Raw genomic sequence first — 15432 nt, 5'->3', positions numbered from 1 at the left:
TTATTATGAAAAAGACAGTTATTTCCTCGGTTCTGGCCGGCCTTCTTTTGCCACAGTTCGTGCAAGCAGCCGATAGCCAGGCTGATATGGCCAATAAGTACTTCGCCCCGGATACCGTGCAGCTGACGCCGCAAGAACAGAAAGCAATCGGCATCGGTAAAAAGTGGCAGACCGGCCAAGCGACCAGCAACCCGACGCCAGGTGGCGACGGTGCAATCACGTTTCTGTACGGCAGTGGGCAAACTCAAGTCGTGTGCGCGGTGCTACAGGTTTGCGATATTTCGTTACAGCCCGGCGAGCAATTCAACACCCTGAATGGTGGCGATCCCAGGTACACCGTGGAACCTGGGATCAGCGGCAGCGGCGCCGACCAGACCGTTCACTTGATCCTGAAGCCACTGGACGTGGGGTTGGATACTGCGCTGGTCGTCATGACCGACCGCCGCGTTTATCACTTCCGCCTGCGTTCGACGCGCAACGACACCATGCCCTATGCGCGTTTCATCTATCCCGAAGAGTCTGCAGCCAAGTGGGCGGCGATCCGCACTGCCGAGGCAAAAAACCGTCACGACAACACACTCCCGCAAACGCGCGAATATCTGGGCAACCTCGACTTCAAGTATTCAATTGATGGCAAGGCACGCTGGAAGCCGGTGCGCGTTTACAACGACGGCACCAAAACCATCATTGAGATGCCGGAGGGCATGCGTCAAAGCGAGTCGCCCACTCTGTTGGTAGTCCGTCGTGACGGAGGGTTTTTCCGCGACGCTGAAACTCAGATGGTCAACTATCGGGTCCAGGGCAATCGCTACGTGGTCGACACCATCTTTGATAAAGCAATTCTGGTAGCAGGCGTCGGGTCCAGCCAAGACAAAGTCACCATTGAGCGGGAGGGCAAATAATGCGCCGCGCCCTCCTCATCTCCATGCTGGTTTTTGGCCTGAGCGGCTGCGGGACAAATGCTCCATACGGGAATTATTCAGCAGCACCGGCCGGGGCTGACAGATCGATGGCAAGCGACACCGTCGCGCATCTGGTTACCATTTACCCGCCCGCACTGACTCGCTGGAACATCATGCAACCCACTGAGGATGCATACGGCAAAACGTTGGTTGAGCTGTTGCGCACTCGCGGTTACTCCGTCAGTGAATACGCGCCCGATGCTCCAAAACCTGCAGAACCGACCGCACAGCCGGCATCCAAGCCTGGCATAGACCTTCGGTACCTTGTCGATTCGCTTGCGCCGGCAGTTGATCTCTACCGCGTTACCGTGGTGGTGGGCAATCAGCCAATCAGCCGAGCGTACATTCCACAAAAAAACGGAACTGTCGCAGCAGCTGGTTCCTGGGCGCGTAAGGAGTAACTGCAATGGCTGACAAGGACCAAATGTCGCCGGACGCGTCGCCAGGCGCCTCCAAACGAAAAACCGGCGTACGCCGAGTCAACAATGTGCCTCTCATGATTGGCATTGCCGTGCTCACGCTGTTTGTCGGCCTGATAGCGATGGTAGCGGTCAAGCGTTCCAACCAGGCCAATGTGGACCATACCGCCACCACGCAAGGCAAAGGCGGTGACAGTTCCCTAATGGCTGCCGATATCGTGGGTGGTCGCGCTGACGGCTTGATTCCAGAAGCCAAACCCGAGCCTCTGCCGTTACCCCCTGTGGATCCGCAAGTGCCTCAGGCAGCTCAGGCAGCTGCTGGAGTCCCTGTCGCTCGGGTGGAAAACCCGGACGCCCCGCCACTGCCGCCCCGTAATGGCGGCCGGTCGCAAGAAGATCAGGATGAAGAGCAACTGCGTCAGCGCAAAATGCAGGCTTTTCAAGCGGCAGTGGGTGCGAAAACAGCAATCACCCTGCCCGACATGAGCCGAGTGGGCACCTCCACTACCGCCGACACAGCGTCTCCTCAGAATCGGGAAGAAATGCTTGATCGCATCGCGCAGGTTCGTCGTCAGATAGATCAGCAGCGCGTGACCGACCCAAACGCTGCTTATCAGGCACAACTGCGCCAGGTAGAAAGCAGCAACGGCACGGGCACATCCAGCGGTGGTTACGGTGGCGGTGGCGGTTACGGTGGCAGTCGAGCGGGCGGCAGCTCCGGGATGATGCTGGCATCCTCTCCCAGTAATGGCGGGAAGGACTACGGCGAATTTGACAACAAAGGGAAAAAAGATCGCTGGGCGCTGGATTCAAAAATGGAAGCGCCCACCAGTCCGTTTGAAATCCGTGCGGGAGCCGTTATTCCAGGGATCATGCTCAGCGGGATCAACTCGGACTTGCCAGGCCAGATCATGGCGCAGGTGTCGCAGGACGTGTATGACACCGCCACGGGTAAGTATCTGTTGATCCCCCAAGGGTCGCGCATGGTTGGCAGTTACTCCAGCAATGTGGGCTTCGGTCAAGAGGGTGTTCTGGTTGCATGGCAGCGGCTGGTATTCCCTGATGGCAAGGCATTGGACATAGGTGCCATGCCAGGCGCTGACATGGCCGGGTATTCCGGCTTCCGAGACAAGGTTAACCAACACTTGCTGCGTATCTATGGCTCAGCGTTGTTCATGGCTGGGATCACCGCCGGTGCCTCCCTGGCAACAGATCAAGGCAACAATAACGCCACAGGTTATCAGCAGCCTTCGGTGAGCAGTGAGATGAGTCAAGCACTGGGTCAGCAGTTGGGTCAGGTCTCGGCACAGATTATTTCCAAGAATCTGAATGTGGCGCCAACGATAGAGATTCGTCCTGGGTATCGATTCAACATCGTTGCGGTCAAGGACGTGACATTTACCAAGGCTTATCAGTCCTTCGACTATTGAGACTACGGAGCAACACATGCGTACTCACATGAGGGTTTTGGCTATTCGAACTGCGGTGCTCTGCGCCGCGGTAGCGCTAGCGAGCCAGCCGGTATCGGCCGGTATCCCCGTGATCGACGGTGTAAACATTACACAGTCGACCATTAGCGCCATTAATAATGCGGCCGCCGTTGCCAAACAGATTCAGCAATATAAAACCCAGTTAGAACAGTATGAAAATATGCTGAAAAACACAGTGGCCCCGGCTGCCTATGTGTGGAGTGAAGTCAACAGTGTTATTAACAAGGTGGTTCAAGCTCAGCAGACCTTGGAGTACTATAAAAACCAATCAGGCTCGATTGATTCGTACCTCTCAAAATTTCAGAACGTAAATTACTACCGCAGCTCCCCTTGTTTTACCTTGAACGGCTGTTCTGATGCTGACCGCCAGGCACTTGATGATGCACGCGCTGACACATCTGATGCGGTCAAACGCGCGAACGCTGACGTCATCAAAAGCGTTGACCAGCAACAACAAACCCTGAACACGGACGCGACCAAGCTGCAGGCGCTGCAAGCGCAGGCAACGACGGCAACCGGGCAGATGCAAGCCCTGCAGGCGGCGAATCAGTTGGCGGCTGCACAGGGGAATCAGCTTCTGCAAATCCGGGGCATCTTGCTCGTTCAAAACCAGGCGGCGGCCACAATGGCACAAGCTCAGGCAGACCGTCAGGCGCAGCAAGATGCAGCGGCTGTAAAGCTGCGTGACGGCTCTACCATTACCAAACCGACGCCACAAACCTGGACATTCAATTAAGGATCTTTATGCGAATCAACATGCTTGCAACTGCATCCATGATTGCCCTCCTTACAGTCGCAAGCGGCTGCAAGGAGGGCAAGAAAGAAGTACGTACCGCTGACTGCTCAAGTCCGGCTACGGCTGCCGAGGCTTCGAAATGCCTCAGGAAGGAGGACAACATTACTCATAGCAAGCCGCAAACCTGGTCAATGGACGACGAGAAAAAATGATGAGAATAGCCAGGCCAGGAAAGGCAACGTGTGCGGCGACACTAGCCGTACTTGTCTTGCTTCTCATCCCTGAGTTTGCGTCAGCGGCAGCGGACACCGGCATCATGGACTCTGTGATGAAGAAGTATCAGGAAGCGGCGAGCAAATGGGGCGATAAGATGATTGGCTATGCCTCATGGATTTTCTGGGGACTCGCGCTAATCAGCATGGTTTGGACGTATGGCCTGATGATTCTGCGCAAAGCAGACATTGGCGAGTTCTTTGCCGAAACGATTCGCTTCTTCGCCACACTGGGTTTTTTTTGGTGGATTCTAATGAATGGCCCCCTCATATCACAAGCTATTATAAAAAGCATGTGGCAAATCGGGACTGCTGTCGTTGAAGGCGGTAACAGCTACACACCTTCAGGCATTACTGATATTGGGTTCAAGATTTTTTTTAAAGCAGTTGATGAATCCTCATCATTCTCCCCAGTTGACAGCGCCGCGGCAATTCTCATCTCAGCATGCGTTTTGGTGGTGTTAGCCCTGGTCGCCGTAAACATGCTGGTTCTGTTCGTCTCTTCTTGGATATTGATGTATGGCGGTGTGATTTTTCTGGGGTTTGGCGGTTCTCGATGGACTTCTGACATAGCGATCACTTTTTACAAAACAGTCTTGGGTGTCGGCACACAGCTCCTCGCCATGGTCCTTCTTGTGGGTATCGGCAAGAACTTTATTGACCAGACTTACGCCAGCATGAGTGAGGGGATAAATCTAAAAGAACTGGGCGTATTGGGCATTACAGTGGTCGTGTTGCTGTACCTGATAGACAAAATCCCTCCCATGCTGGCTGGCATTGTTGGAGGCTCATCCACCGCTGGTATCGGCGGCTTTGGCGCAGCAGCAGCAATGGGAGCCGCTGTCGCAGCCGCTGGCATCGCTGCAGGCGTTGCAGGCGCTGCCGCGTCGATGGCAGCGGGCGGCGCTACAAATCTGGCGGGCGCTGGCTCTGCGCTCAAAGCAGCGTTCCAGTCGGCTCAAGAAAACATGGGAAGCAGCGGCGGCGGTGGGGGTGGTAACGTCGGGGGTGGAGGTGGGAGTAATGACACCGGCAGCATTGGAGGCTCAGAGGGTGGCGGCGGTAGTGGCAGTAGCGGCGGTGGGAATAGCGGCGGGGGCAGCAATGGTGGCGGCGGTTCGAGCTTTGGCCAGGCAATGGGCACCGCTGGGCGTTTTGCGGCCGATATGGGTAGCGCCCTAGCCAGCGGCGCGAAATCGGGTCTGTCGGCCAAAGCCAGCTCGGTTGCTGCGTCCTTCAATGAGCGTGCAGCGAACACCATGGGCGGCAAGCTAGCTTCGGAAATCAACGGATCCGCTGGTCAGGCACGTGCAGATCAACAAACCCTGGCGCAAGCCGCTGCGATTAATCAAGGCCAACAACTTCAAGAAGCACGCGACACCGTGGCTGAAAACAGTAGCACGGAAACTTCGTCTCACCCGGAATCCGGTAGCGGCAGCGTTAATCCCGGTAACGAAGAAGTGAATGAATTTGTCAATGGCAAGGCATAGGGATGTAGGCATGAAGAATTTAATCAGCGCTTTATTAATTGCACTTGGGCTTGCGGCACCAGTACCCCCCGCGTTCGCAAAGGACCCGTGCGCTACAGTATTGTGCATGGCTGGCATGCTGCAGGGAAAGGGTGCAGTGACTGGCTGTGACGGACCAATAGCAGACTTCTTTGACATCGTAAAAAAGAAGCACGGCGATTTCGAGCCCGATGCTACGGAAGACGCTCGTCGTGAGTTCACTAACAGCTGCCCGGACACTGACGGTTGGGGCGACAAGATTGCTGACAAGTACGGCAAACTGCGAATGTGAGGTGATACGCATGCCGTTTCTCGATTTGCCTCCACAGATGCAAGAACGAGTTGTCTGTTCGGTTACGGCCGCCATCAAGTATGAGGTGCCTGCCAACCTGGTATTGGCAGTGGCAGAACAGGAAGGCGGCAAGCCTGGTCAGCGCGTAGCAAACTCAAACGGTACCGAGGACGTTGGGGCGATGCAATTCAACAGTGCCTACTTACGCGAGTTGACGCGCCAATATGGGATTACCGCTGACGATGTCGCGCAGGCCGGCTGCTACTCATACGATCTGGCAGCCTGGCGGCTACGCGGGCACATCCGTAATGACTCAGGTGACTTCTGGACACGCGCTGCCAACTATCATTCACGCACTCCAAAGTACAATGCGCTCTATCGCGCGAACCTGATGCGCATATCCGAAAAATGGGGTAACTGGCTGGCTGAACGTTTCGTCACTTATGACCCTAATCTAGCCGGAGCTTCTGCCACAGTGGCCGTTGCCCGTCAGGCTAACGCCCCCCAAGAGCAGAGCACCATGGCGCTTCCTCAAGCAGCGCTGACAACTGCAACAGGGCCGGTACAGATCAAGCCAACAGCAATGTCTGCCCAGCACCAACGGTATTCCAACCCCGCCGCAGAAAAGGCGCTAGCTGATATGTACGCACCCGGGCTTATGAAATAGGGTTGAGTCATGAGTTTGATCGAAAGGCGTGTCGGCTATTTGCCTAGGCTGATAATCGCGAACGGGACCATTGAAGCGGTTAAATGGCTTGCGTTGCTGTTCATGATTGGCGACCACATCAATAAATATTTACTTAATGACACCGTAGATTGGCTTTATGACGCGGGCAGGGTGGCGATGCCGCTGTTCACGTTTGTACTGGCCTACAATCTGGCCCGGCCCAATACGCTTGCGAGTGGCGGCTACCGGCGCACGATGATCCGTCTAGCGGTATGCGGTGCTGCTGCATCGCCAGTATTTATTGCGCTAGGCGGAGTGAGTCATGGGTGGTGGCCGCTCAATATTCTGTTCACATTGCTAGTGCTCACCGCAACCCTACGGCTGATAACACTTGGTACCTTTCAAGGGTATCTAATCGCCGGGGCAGTCTTCATCCTGGGCGGAAGCCTCGTAGAATTTTGGTGGCCTGCCTTGGTATTCGGCATAGCGGTATGGAGCTATGCTCGATGCCCGGGCATCCTGGCACTGCTTCTTGGCTGCATATCCTGCGTTGCGCTCGGATATATCAACGGCAATCAGTGGGCATTGGGGTCTATCCCGATTCTTGCAATCAGTCCGCTAGTTGCTTTCAAGTGTCCAAGGCTGCGCTGGTTCTTTTACGCAATTTATCCCGCGCACCTCACCCTCATCTGGCTCGCCCGGATTCCAATGCGTCAAGCTGGCTACCTGTTCTTCACTTGACCTTACATTCGCTTGATGAAGCGATAGAGAGGGGGTGGATCAGGGCAACTGGGAGCCCTCAAAGAGGCCAGTATCCCCCGGCCTCAGCGCTCTAGGTATCAGCAGCGTTTTGCGGCCTTTAGCAACGCATTGCAGTTCTGCGCTGGTGCCGCTTCATCAGGTGTCTGTGCAGCCTGATTGCTGTTAATCGGACCCGAGCAGATGGCATCCGAGTTCACCACCACGACAGACGTGAAATAACAGTTATATATGCCCTTGTTGCTTTTCACTTGAAAACGCATCGAATCCAATGAAGATGACTTAGACAAAATAGAGAGTTTGTCGGCGCTGGTATTCAACGCGAAGGCTGCTTTTTCCCGCAAATCCGAGTCACTCTGGGTACTTTGCGCAATAGAACCACAACCCGCAAGACTGGTCGCCAAGGCAGCGCCGATGAGTAAATTTCCGAAAGTGATGCACTTCATGTTTAGGTCCCATTCCATTAAGTTGTTTATTGAACACAGCCGGCACTTGCCAGTTGAACATCATAATCAAATTTTTCGGGTTTTTCGATTCTGTATTTGCTCGCTCTCTGCCTGGGAAAGCTCGCCTTTGACCTTCCCGACACCCCGGGCATAAGTCACTTCGTAAGATTTACCAACGGTTGGCTCTTTGCCGTCCAGCGCCTGATCAAATATCTTCCGATCATGCTTAACAATGGTGGCCGTGTTCTTGCCATCATTCGGTCCAAACTGATACACGTTGTGCGTGTCGACATGAAGCACCTGCCCCCCGAACTGTTGCGGATGGACTTTTTTGCTCGCATCGGCAACGTCATAGAGCGGGTACACACCTCTGGCGAGCCCGTTTTCGCTCAAGACTTGCTGGGTTTGCCATCCCGCAGTGCCATCTGCGCCCACACCTGGCACGACCTGATCGATCTGCCGACTGCCATTCTGAACAACAATTTTTATTGAGCCTATGGCAGGCATGGGACTCAGGCTCACCTCGTCCGTGTTATCCGAGACATCGGCTTTCCGAGAAGCGACGGCCGCCTCACGCATGAACTTTGCGCGCTTAGCCTCTATGACCTCACGCTCATCTGGTCTGGCGTTTCGTTGAGCAAGCATCGTCGCCAGTTTGGTGTAGGCATCAGCGAGCTCTTGATAATCCTCGGGCGTCCGGGCTCTGCTGCGTTCTGCATTCAATGCAGCCTGGGCACCCGGCGGCTGCTTCACCCACTCCCCGTCGCGCAGGGTATTTTTGTGGATTTGGACCAGGTTCTTATCGTAAATCGATACTGCATCAAAAGCCTTCTCACGCTCTACGGCTGCAACGCTTTGGGCCACTCCCACGTACGCTTCGTCATGCACAGACTTGGGAACGAACCTTCCAGCGCCATACTCCGCCTTCTCCTTCTCGTAGCGGGTGTAGATCCGCTGCTCGCTGACCTCCGCATTAACTGCCATCACACGTAGCTCGACGTGATAGCCAGCTTCATGCAATTGCATAGCTCGAGCAATCAGGGTCTCTGGACTTTTTGACGTCTGATCAATGATAAGATTATGACGGCCGGCTATTGCATCGTTGGCGAGCCGCTTCGCCCATTTAGAGGCATCGTCATGGGTAAAATCGGCGGCTTGTTTATCATTTTCGCGCATTAGCCTGGCGTGATCCGGGTGCCGATCGCGAAGCTGGTCTACATCCACCACTACGACCCCGCCACTGCCGTCGAACTCTCGCTCCGCAGTGGCGGTGAGCCCCCCTTTCCCCGACCCTGGCTGGCCACCAATAATGATCGCGCGAGGCGACTTCTGTGCTTCACAGGCCAAATACTTCGACGCTATGCGCTCATAGCGTTTTTCATGCGTGGCTTCATCAAGCGCGTATGGGCTTGCCATCCTTGTCTACCTTTTCATCACTGCCGCAGCCTGAGGGCCGTAGGTCGAATTTATTTGCTCCACTTCGCCTTCATCATCAACTAACAATCGCGACTGACGTCTCGAGAGTTCGAACTGCAAATCCTCCCAAGCGTGAATCTTGGTAGCGTCCGGCGCAGCTTTTTTTCCTTCGTCACCTATTAACTCAGCATAATGGCTAACCATTATGCTTAAAGCAGCACGGGCGAGGTCGTAGCGTTCCCATTTGTTTCGTTCGGTCATCAGTTATCTCTCAAGATTGTTATCACAGCCGACGCACAAAGGCGCACCCACCCACAAGGTCAAATTTTGTGAACTTTTCGATTCTGTATTTTCTCGCTCTCTGCAAGAGAAAGTTCGCCTTTGACCTTCCCTACACCCCGGGCATAACTCACTTCGTAGGACTTACCAACGATTGGCTCTTTGCCCTCCAGCGCCTGATCGAAGATTTTGCGGTCATGCTTGACGATGGTGGCTTTGCCTTTGCCGTCGTCGGGACCTAACTGATAAACACTCTGCTTGTCGACGTGAAGCACTTGCCCGCCATATTGCTGCGGATGGACCTTTTTGCTTGCGTCGGTCGCTCCGTTCAACGGGTAGATTCCTTTGGCCAGACCGTTTTCGCCTAGGACTTGCTGGGTCTGCCATCCTGCAGCTCCATTTGCACCGACACCAGGAACAACTTGGTCAATCTGACGACTTCCGTTGAGGATCACGATTTTGACTGAGCCTACCTCGGGCACCTGCCCCACGCCCGCATCGCCAGTATTTCGGGGGGCACCAATTTCACCGTATTTCATGTGCATCTCCTTTTGGTGTTGAAGTCACTAAGCTCGTTCAGTTGCAATAAACACCGCATTTATTCCCCTGCAACACCTCTTCACAGGAGGAAGTGAACGCGGTTATTCGCCCTTCCAAGTTAGTACCGGCCGGATCACTGCCGTGATCTGCTCGATGCTGATCGGGCCGAAATAGCGGCCATCGAATGATGTAGGGCTGATGTCAGTCATGAGTAGAAGTTCTGACGCATCCAAGGTGTGCTCTTCGGGCGGCACATGAGGCAGCGCACGACCAAGGCCGTCTACAGAAACCGGCTTGCTGTACGGCAACACCTGCCCGTTGACCGTTACACCTCGCGGAGTCACTGCAATGGTGTCGCCTCTGGCCGCCAGCACTTTTTTCATGAGTGGGCTGAAACCTCCGGGGCAGAATCCGGCGCCTACATACCCCCGCTTTTTAGCTTCGATGAAAATCTTCTGCTCCGGGGGACAGAACATTACATAGGTGCCCACTGCGACGGGCCTATCAACTGTCCAGTACAAGCCAAGTTCAAGGCTCTTACTGGTATTGATACGTCCGCCGGCCGCATAAACGCCGCCAGCCACCAATCCGCCCGCAACGGCCACAATCAGGGCAGTGCCAGCAATGATCCGAAGCCCCCCTCGCATCGTCATATGGCAATTGCTTCACTTGAGGACGGTGCGGCTTGCAAACGCAGTCGATCGGTGTCCTTGGGCTCAGGCACCGCTGCGCGTGCAGCAAAGGTCGGATCCTGGAAGTACAGGGGCTGCTCTCCATAAATCGCGGGAAAGCCAGCGACGTAGACGACCATGTCCCCAGCTTGGGTAATCTGCCCTTCAGAATCTTTCTTGGGGCCGGGCATCCGCAAGCATTCATCGTCGGTCAGCAGCGGCCGTTGCACTTCCTGCATCGTTCTGGATACCTGCCCCATGAACACGCCTGCCCGCTTGCCGCTGGTAGTGATCTGCTCTTTCACTACGGTGGTCACACCGGTCAATTTTGAAAGATGTTGAGCGGTTTCAATCCGGTTCGGTGGGTAGGCGTTCTGGACGTGGCAATTGGAGGTGATAGTTTCGTCAGGGCCGTATCCGGTTTCGCGACTCTTCAGCTGGTTTATATCCTGGCAGATCAGGTAGAACTTGATGCCATATCCCGCTACGAAGGCCAGCGACTCTTGCAAAATCTCCAGTTTTCCAAGGCTTGGAAATTCGTCGATCATGCCAAGCAAGCGATGCTTGTAGTTCTTTTTTGAGCGTACATAGGACAACGCCTGCTGCTTGAAACCGATTTGATCAAGAGCACGCCGCCACAACGGCATGTCAGTCTCGACCCTCTCAAACTCCATTTTGTCTGCCAACAGGCGAACGATCATGTTCGCAAGTACACGCACTAACGGGCGCAAGCGGGCCTTATCGTTTGGTTGCGTGACGATGTATAAGCTGACCGGGTCGTCATAGTTCATCAAATCCTTGATTCGCCACTCCGACTTGCTGACATTTCGCGCGACTACCGGGTCGCGGTACAGGGACAAGTATGACTTTGCTGTAGACAGCACGGATCCGGCCTCTTCCTCCGGCCTGTCCATCATGTCGCGTCCAGCGGATCCGACAGCGGGATGGTTCTCGCCATTCACGTGACTGTACTGCGTCATTTCCATCCATAGCTCTCCAACATCCCTATCGGGATCGGCAAGCAAGGTGTCGACATAAGGAAGCGTTGCCGGCGTGCCTTCATGTTTCGCCTTGTACAAAACATGCAAAATTAGACCGACCAGTAGCGCCTGTGATGTTTTCTGCCAATGGGACTCGAGCCCCTTCCCGTCTGGATCGACAATCAACGTAGCTAGATTCTGAACATCGCCAACCTCGTACTCGGTTTCAAGGCGGATCTCGTCGAGCGGATTCCAGAACGCGCAACCGCTCAAGCTGGCCGGTTCGAAACGAATGACCTTGTTGCCGGCGTGCTGCTTCCTCCAGCCCGCAGTCATTGCCCAAAGCTCCCCTTTCAAATCGGTGATTACGGCGCTATGAGGCCACGAAAGTAACGTTGGTACGACCAGACCAACGCCCTTGCCCGAACGAGTAGGCGCGTAGCAAAGAACATGCTCGGGGCCGTTATGGCGAAGGTAATGCAGCTTGCCCGCTTTGTCCCGCCAGGCACCTACATAAACACCGCCGTCCCGGCCTTCGTTGCCCAGCAGGGTAGAGGCCTCGATGTCCTTCTGTTCCGCCCAGCGTGCGGAACCGTGCAAATGTTCGCTGGCTTTGGAGGAGTTGGTGGCAATGACTTTCGCAGCGGCGGTAATGATCAAACCGCCCGCCGCAACCAAAGCACCGATGCCTGCGGCGGCGGTGAGCGCATCGGGGTAGATGGCGTGCCATTTTTGCCACCAGTCAAAGATGGCCCAAGGCGCATAGACATGGTTGTAGCTCGCACCGAGCACCGCCTGGTACTCGAACTTCCATGCAAAGAACTGGGTAGCGGTCATTGATCCAGCGACTAGACTTGCAAGACCAAGCGCGGGCACTGCCTTGCTCTTCCTTGACTTCTTGCCTCTGGTTTGCGGTCCGACCGCAGTCTTGGCTTTACTCATCTACTCGTTCCCTCTAGCTCCTACGCCCTTGATTTCGAGTGAAGGCATCACCCTGTTTGAAAAAATTCTGTATACGATTCAGGACTGCGGTGACGCGCGACCCAGTCATACTGCGAACAACTCAATCCCCGCAGAAAAGCGGGGCGATGCGCAGGCAAGACTTCGCAAGCACATGGAGTTTAGCGCCAATTATTCGGTATATCGAATTTTTCTTCTGATTTCTATATCGCCTCCCGCCCCGTGCTCAAGCGCTACATCCGCGCTCATGACGACGGGACGTCCCTGGGATCGACTAGAGAGCTCGCCGAAATGGCTTCAGTTCTTGATTAATTAAATCCGATGCAAAAAAAAACCGACAGCGGTCGGTTTCATTTTCTTGCCGCTTATGGGCCGACAGTACGGTTCAAGCTCAGCGACTGACCTTGACCTCGAGCCACCGTCGGGGAATGTTCCCGCTCGGCCGCCAGCCGTTTCTCCTGCTCTTTTTTTCGCATCAGACTTTCGTGACCGCGCTGTGCTGCGCGCATTTTGTCCCACTCATCTGCAAGATCCGGCTCAGCCTGGCGCAGTTTGCGAGCCGCCAATTCCTCGATGCGAGGACCGTGAAGGCCCATTCCGTCTCTGATCTCTCGCACTCCTTCGAGCCGACCCTGAAGCCGCTGCAGAAGGGCTTGCTGTTGTTGAACCTGATCTTGCCAGCCCGCGCGGGTGCCAGGCAGCGATAGAAAGCCGGGCTGTTTGGCTTCAATCTGATGAAGCTTGGCCTCCTGCTGCTCGATTACGCCCTCCAGTCGACCCTCGAGTCGCTCAACCTGATCCTGTTTCGCCTCGAGCTGATCAGCTAACGCTGCGCTGTACCGGCCACCTGACTGAGACGCCTCTAAAATGGTCTGCTGTTGAACATCAGCGTCCTCCGCCTGGTGCTGAAAGGCATCAGCCTGTGCCAATGCCGCTCCTCTTGATGTCAGTACAGTGCCTGTTAAGGGCTCAGACACCGGCTTCTGTTCAGTGAAGGGCTTCATAGGGACTCTCCATTTTAGCGGCTAAAATTAGCGCTTTACCCCTCGCCCGAGTGTTTGCGCGAGGGGATCGACTTTCGCGCGCCCCAAATCAGAATACGATATGGTCTGCGCGCTACCCATTTCAGGTACTTTATCGAAATCTGAGCGCTTGTGCTGCACAAAGTCGCGTCCGCATTGCTGATATACACACTCCTTGTCGGCGTGAACAATCACACCCGAATGCGCAGCCGCTTTGTCGGCCTGCTGGGACCGATAGATGTTGTAAATGGCAGGCTTCACCGCCCCGGCCTTCTCAACCCCTACGGTTTCCCAATTACCAGGCGCTTTCTCATCCTGAACGAGCTTCTGCCCATTCATCACAAGTAGGCGCTGTTTCATTAATCGCTCCGTTAGCCGCTGCTCGAGCGACTATCATTAAAAGTTACGTGGATCCAAATTTACCGCGCCCCAAGATCGCACTTGCGACGAAAGCATTCTAGCCACTCTCTACTTGATGAATAAGTTATTTCGGTGCAACAACCTGTTGCAAAAATAATAAAGGCTCCGACGGCTTTCGTATTTCCGGCGTGGCCCTACGCTTCGCCAAGACATTAAACGTTATAGAGCCGTCTTCGTGTGCGCTCGTTGCCTCGGGTGGTTCAATGAGCCCATCACAATCAGGGCCCGGCATGGCATTCAAATGAATGATTAAATATTAAACATATGGTCAATCTAGCACTAAACGTTTTGTTTAAAATCCGTACAACACCGCAGAGTGCCTGCCGGGGCAGCGGATGAACGTTTTTATGGAGGCAGCAATTGTGCCTTCACACGCCTTGCCAACTTATCCTCAAAACACGTCGCACCACTTAACGAGAGTGCTTCTCGACTGCGAATCTCAGTCAGCCGGTCACGTTTATAATTCATACCTCCCTGTACGGCACAGGACACATTTTGAATAAACGATTCACCTCGGTACTAACCCTCTACAAGCGCAACCATCCTGGCTATTTCAAGCGCCGCCTCAAACACTTTACCGCTCGACTCGTTCTTGAACCATGCCATACCCACCTTACTCGGCCGCCTGGTCAGGATCACACGACACAATCCGCCATCGATTTCGACTTGGATGCCGGCCTTCCTGATGTGAGTCGACTCTCCTCGTCTCGCTACATCCAGTGGTTGAGTGCCACTTTGGTCCTCCTCTGGACTATCACCCTCCCAACCTCCTGTGCCTGGCTCGTCAGCATCGGGATCATTTAAATTTGCATCACCACCGTCGCTATCCTCTAGAAACTCGCGCAACAGCTTGACGCTTCCGCGCGTGATTTCCTGGCTCTCGTCACTCAACCAGTTGGCGACGGCTTCCGGATGTTTCTTGTAGGCGGTTACCAACTCATTGACTACTGTAACGTCCGTGATCCGGTCAGCATCGAACGCGTTGGCAATGACCTCGGGCAGCTTCAGCAAAGCAGCGTATTGCGTGATGAAAGCATTTGATTTACCCCATGCCTTCGCGATGTCGCCCTTTTTCATGCCAGTGCTCAAACGCTTTTGTATCAACTCTGCCAATTCGCGCGGAGTGTGCCCTTCGTTCTGAATATTTGCGACAACCTGGTCATCTTGCACATAGTCGTTATCTACAAAGATGGGGATATCAGGTACGCCAGCCCACCGGCTGCCCCGATAGCGGCGCGCGCCGTCGTTAATAATGTAGTGGCCCGGCTTGCGCGGATCGTCCTTCACTGAGATAGGGCTTTTAACGCCGCGGCTTTTGATCGTCGCACCGATCTCGGCAATTTTTTCAGCAGAGAAGCCGGGATTCTTTCCGGAACGGGGCTGGTCTTGATCCTCTGTGATCAAGTCAAGCGGAACTCGAAGAGGACGGGCTTGCTGCAGGACGCCTGCCAAAGTGCCCTTGAGGATAGAACCGCTCGTAGAAGCCGTACCGCGTTCCGGTGTGTCAGCGCCTTTGAGAACCTTTTTGTCGGCTGCTGTCCCGCTCATTGCACGGCCTCCTTCTTTTCAAACGCATGCTTCGTCATGACAATG

General features: G+C 54.7%; 18 protein-coding genes. 9 read left to right on the top strand and 9 right to left on the bottom strand.

All coding sequences use genetic code 11. The features are described from left to right. Positions 1-5: 5 nt before the first annotated feature. The 9 genes from trbG to M1E04_RS01760 are packed head-to-tail and all read left to right on the top strand — an operon-like array spanning position 6 to position 7087. Positions 6-902: a P-type conjugative transfer protein TrbG gene (trbG, locus tag M1E04_RS01800; RefSeq protein WP_456292304.1), complete on the top strand. Its 897-nt coding sequence runs from the start codon at positions 6-8 to the stop codon at positions 900-902. Further along, positions 902-1363 carry a conjugal transfer protein TrbH gene (locus M1E04_RS01795; RefSeq protein ID WP_456292303.1) on the top strand — a complete coding sequence of 154 codons (462 nt, stop codon included), beginning with the start codon at positions 902-904 and terminating at the stop codon, positions 1361-1363. The genes trbG and M1E04_RS01795 overlap by 1 nt, the downstream gene beginning before the upstream one ends. A 5-nt stretch (positions 1364-1368) precedes the next feature. Continuing rightward, positions 1369-2811, top strand: coding sequence for a TrbI/VirB10 family protein (locus M1E04_RS01790; RefSeq protein WP_456292302.1), 1443 nt, complete (start codon positions 1369-1371; stop codon positions 2809-2811). 16 nt (positions 2812-2827) lie between these two features. After that, positions 2828-3607 (top strand): P-type conjugative transfer protein TrbJ, encoded by a 780-nt coding sequence (trbJ, locus tag M1E04_RS01785; RefSeq protein WP_456292301.1) that lies wholly within the window; start codon positions 2828-2830, stop codon positions 3605-3607. Between the two features lie 8 nt (positions 3608-3615). Further along, on the top strand, positions 3616-3819 hold the full coding sequence (locus M1E04_RS01780) for a hypothetical protein (protein ID WP_456292300.1): 204 nt from the start codon (positions 3616-3618) through the stop codon (positions 3817-3819). After that, positions 3816-5369, top strand: a complete 1554-nt coding sequence (gene trbL / locus M1E04_RS01775; RefSeq protein ID WP_456292299.1) for a P-type conjugative transfer protein TrbL — start codon at positions 3816-3818, stop codon at positions 5367-5369. Before M1E04_RS01780 ends, trbL begins: the two co-directional genes overlap by 4 nt. A 10-nt stretch (positions 5370-5379) precedes the next feature. Next, complete coding sequence (locus M1E04_RS01770; RefSeq protein ID WP_456292298.1) at positions 5380-5679, top strand: TrbM/KikA/MpfK family conjugal transfer protein; 300 nt, start codon at positions 5380-5382, stop codon at positions 5677-5679. Positions 5680-5689: 10 nt separating this feature from the next. Further along, complete coding sequence (locus M1E04_RS01765; protein ID WP_456292297.1) at positions 5690-6346, top strand: transglycosylase SLT domain-containing protein; 657 nt, start codon at positions 5690-5692, stop codon at positions 6344-6346. A gap of 9 nt (positions 6347-6355) precedes the next feature. Then, positions 6356-7087, top strand: a complete 732-nt coding sequence (locus tag M1E04_RS01760; RefSeq protein ID WP_456292296.1) for a TraX family protein — start codon at positions 6356-6358, stop codon at positions 7085-7087. A gap of 98 nt (positions 7088-7185) precedes the next feature. Here the strand turns inward: M1E04_RS01760 and M1E04_RS01755 are convergent, their stop codons facing one another. From M1E04_RS01755 to M1E04_RS01715, 9 genes are all read right to left on the bottom strand, one after another. After that, positions 7186-7551 (bottom strand): hypothetical protein, encoded by a 366-nt coding sequence (locus M1E04_RS01755; RefSeq protein ID WP_456292295.1) that lies wholly within the window; start codon positions 7549-7551, stop codon positions 7186-7188. Positions 7552-7617: 66 nt separating this feature from the next. After that, positions 7618-8967 carry a zeta toxin family protein gene (locus tag M1E04_RS01750; RefSeq protein ID WP_456292294.1) on the bottom strand — a complete coding sequence of 450 codons (1350 nt, stop codon included), beginning with the start codon at positions 8965-8967 and terminating at the stop codon, positions 7618-7620. Between the two features lie 6 nt (positions 8968-8973). Then, the gene (locus M1E04_RS01745; protein WP_456292293.1) at positions 8974-9228 is read right to left on the bottom strand and encodes a hypothetical protein; all 255 of its coding nucleotides are present in this window, start codon (positions 9226-9228) and stop codon (positions 8974-8976) included. A gap of 59 nt (positions 9229-9287) precedes the next feature. Next, positions 9288-9785: a KfrB domain-containing protein gene (locus M1E04_RS01740; protein ID WP_456292292.1), complete on the bottom strand. Its 498-nt coding sequence runs from the start codon at positions 9783-9785 to the stop codon at positions 9288-9290. 102 nt (positions 9786-9887) lie between these two features. Further along, positions 9888-10439, bottom strand: a complete 552-nt coding sequence (traF, locus tag M1E04_RS01735) for a conjugative transfer signal peptidase TraF (protein WP_456292291.1) — start codon at positions 10437-10439, stop codon at positions 9888-9890. Beyond that, positions 10436-12379, bottom strand: a complete 1944-nt coding sequence (locus tag M1E04_RS01730) for a type IV secretory system conjugative DNA transfer family protein (protein WP_456292290.1) — start codon at positions 12377-12379, stop codon at positions 10436-10438. Before M1E04_RS01730 ends, traF begins: the two co-directional genes overlap by 4 nt. 383 nt (positions 12380-12762) lie before the next feature. Continuing rightward, on the bottom strand, positions 12763-13401 hold the full coding sequence (locus M1E04_RS01725; RefSeq protein WP_456292289.1) for an IncP plasmid survival protein KfrC family protein: 639 nt from the start codon (positions 13399-13401) through the stop codon (positions 12763-12765). 27 nt (positions 13402-13428) lie between these two features. Continuing rightward, positions 13429-13779 carry a KfrB domain-containing protein gene (locus M1E04_RS01720; RefSeq protein ID WP_456292288.1) on the bottom strand — a complete coding sequence of 117 codons (351 nt, stop codon included), beginning with the start codon at positions 13777-13779 and terminating at the stop codon, positions 13429-13431. A gap of 579 nt (positions 13780-14358) precedes the next feature. Beyond that, complete coding sequence (locus M1E04_RS01715; protein ID WP_456292287.1) at positions 14359-15387, bottom strand: ParB/RepB/Spo0J family partition protein; 1029 nt, start codon at positions 15385-15387, stop codon at positions 14359-14361. Between the last annotated feature and the right edge of the window lie 45 nt (positions 15388-15432).

It is taken from the genome of Pseudomonas sp. AK106, from assembly GCF_053903055.1.
This window is presented reverse-complemented; position numbering and strand designations above follow the sequence as displayed.

What these genes read in the sequence shown, in the direction of transcription:
- trbG (WP_456292304.1), top strand. Translation starts at nt 6, where the DNA reads ATGAAAAAGACAGTTATTTCCTCGGTTCTGGCCGGCCTTCTTTTGCCA.
- M1E04_RS01795 (WP_456292303.1), top strand. Translation starts at nt 902, where the DNA reads ATGCGCCGCGCCCTCCTCATCTCCATGCTGGTTTTTGGCCTGAGCGGC.
- M1E04_RS01790 (WP_456292302.1), top strand. Translation starts at nt 1,369, where the DNA reads ATGGCTGACAAGGACCAAATGTCGCCGGACGCGTCGCCAGGCGCCTCC.
- trbJ (WP_456292301.1), top strand. Translation starts at nt 2,828, where the DNA reads ATGCGTACTCACATGAGGGTTTTGGCTATTCGAACTGCGGTGCTCTGC.
- M1E04_RS01780 (WP_456292300.1), top strand. Translation starts at nt 3,616, where the DNA reads ATGCGAATCAACATGCTTGCAACTGCATCCATGATTGCCCTCCTTACA.
- trbL (WP_456292299.1), top strand. Translation starts at nt 3,816, where the DNA reads ATGATGAGAATAGCCAGGCCAGGAAAGGCAACGTGTGCGGCGACACTA.
- M1E04_RS01770 (WP_456292298.1), top strand. Translation starts at nt 5,380, where the DNA reads ATGAAGAATTTAATCAGCGCTTTATTAATTGCACTTGGGCTTGCGGCA.
- M1E04_RS01765 (WP_456292297.1), top strand. Translation starts at nt 5,690, where the DNA reads ATGCCGTTTCTCGATTTGCCTCCACAGATGCAAGAACGAGTTGTCTGT.
- M1E04_RS01760 (WP_456292296.1), top strand. Translation starts at nt 6,356, where the DNA reads ATGAGTTTGATCGAAAGGCGTGTCGGCTATTTGCCTAGGCTGATAATC.
- M1E04_RS01755 (WP_456292295.1), bottom strand. Translation starts at nt 7,551, where the DNA reads ATGAAGTGCATCACTTTCGGAAATTTACTCATCGGCGCTGCCTTGGCG.
- M1E04_RS01750 (WP_456292294.1), bottom strand. Translation starts at nt 8,967, where the DNA reads ATGGCAAGCCCATACGCGCTTGATGAAGCCACGCATGAAAAACGCTAT.
- M1E04_RS01745 (WP_456292293.1), bottom strand. Translation starts at nt 9,228, where the DNA reads ATGACCGAACGAAACAAATGGGAACGCTACGACCTCGCCCGTGCTGCT.
- M1E04_RS01740 (WP_456292292.1), bottom strand. Translation starts at nt 9,785, where the DNA reads ATGAAATACGGTGAAATTGGTGCCCCCCGAAATACTGGCGATGCGGGC.
- traF (WP_456292291.1), bottom strand. Translation starts at nt 10,439, where the DNA reads ATGACGATGCGAGGGGGGCTTCGGATCATTGCTGGCACTGCCCTGATT.
- M1E04_RS01730 (WP_456292290.1), bottom strand. Translation starts at nt 12,379, where the DNA reads ATGAGTAAAGCCAAGACTGCGGTCGGACCGCAAACCAGAGGCAAGAAG.
- M1E04_RS01725 (WP_456292289.1), bottom strand. Translation starts at nt 13,401, where the DNA reads ATGAAGCCCTTCACTGAACAGAAGCCGGTGTCTGAGCCCTTAACAGGC.
- M1E04_RS01720 (WP_456292288.1), bottom strand. Translation starts at nt 13,779, where the DNA reads ATGAAACAGCGCCTACTTGTGATGAATGGGCAGAAGCTCGTTCAGGAT.
- M1E04_RS01715 (WP_456292287.1), bottom strand. Translation starts at nt 15,387, where the DNA reads ATGAGCGGGACAGCAGCCGACAAAAAGGTTCTCAAAGGCGCTGACACA.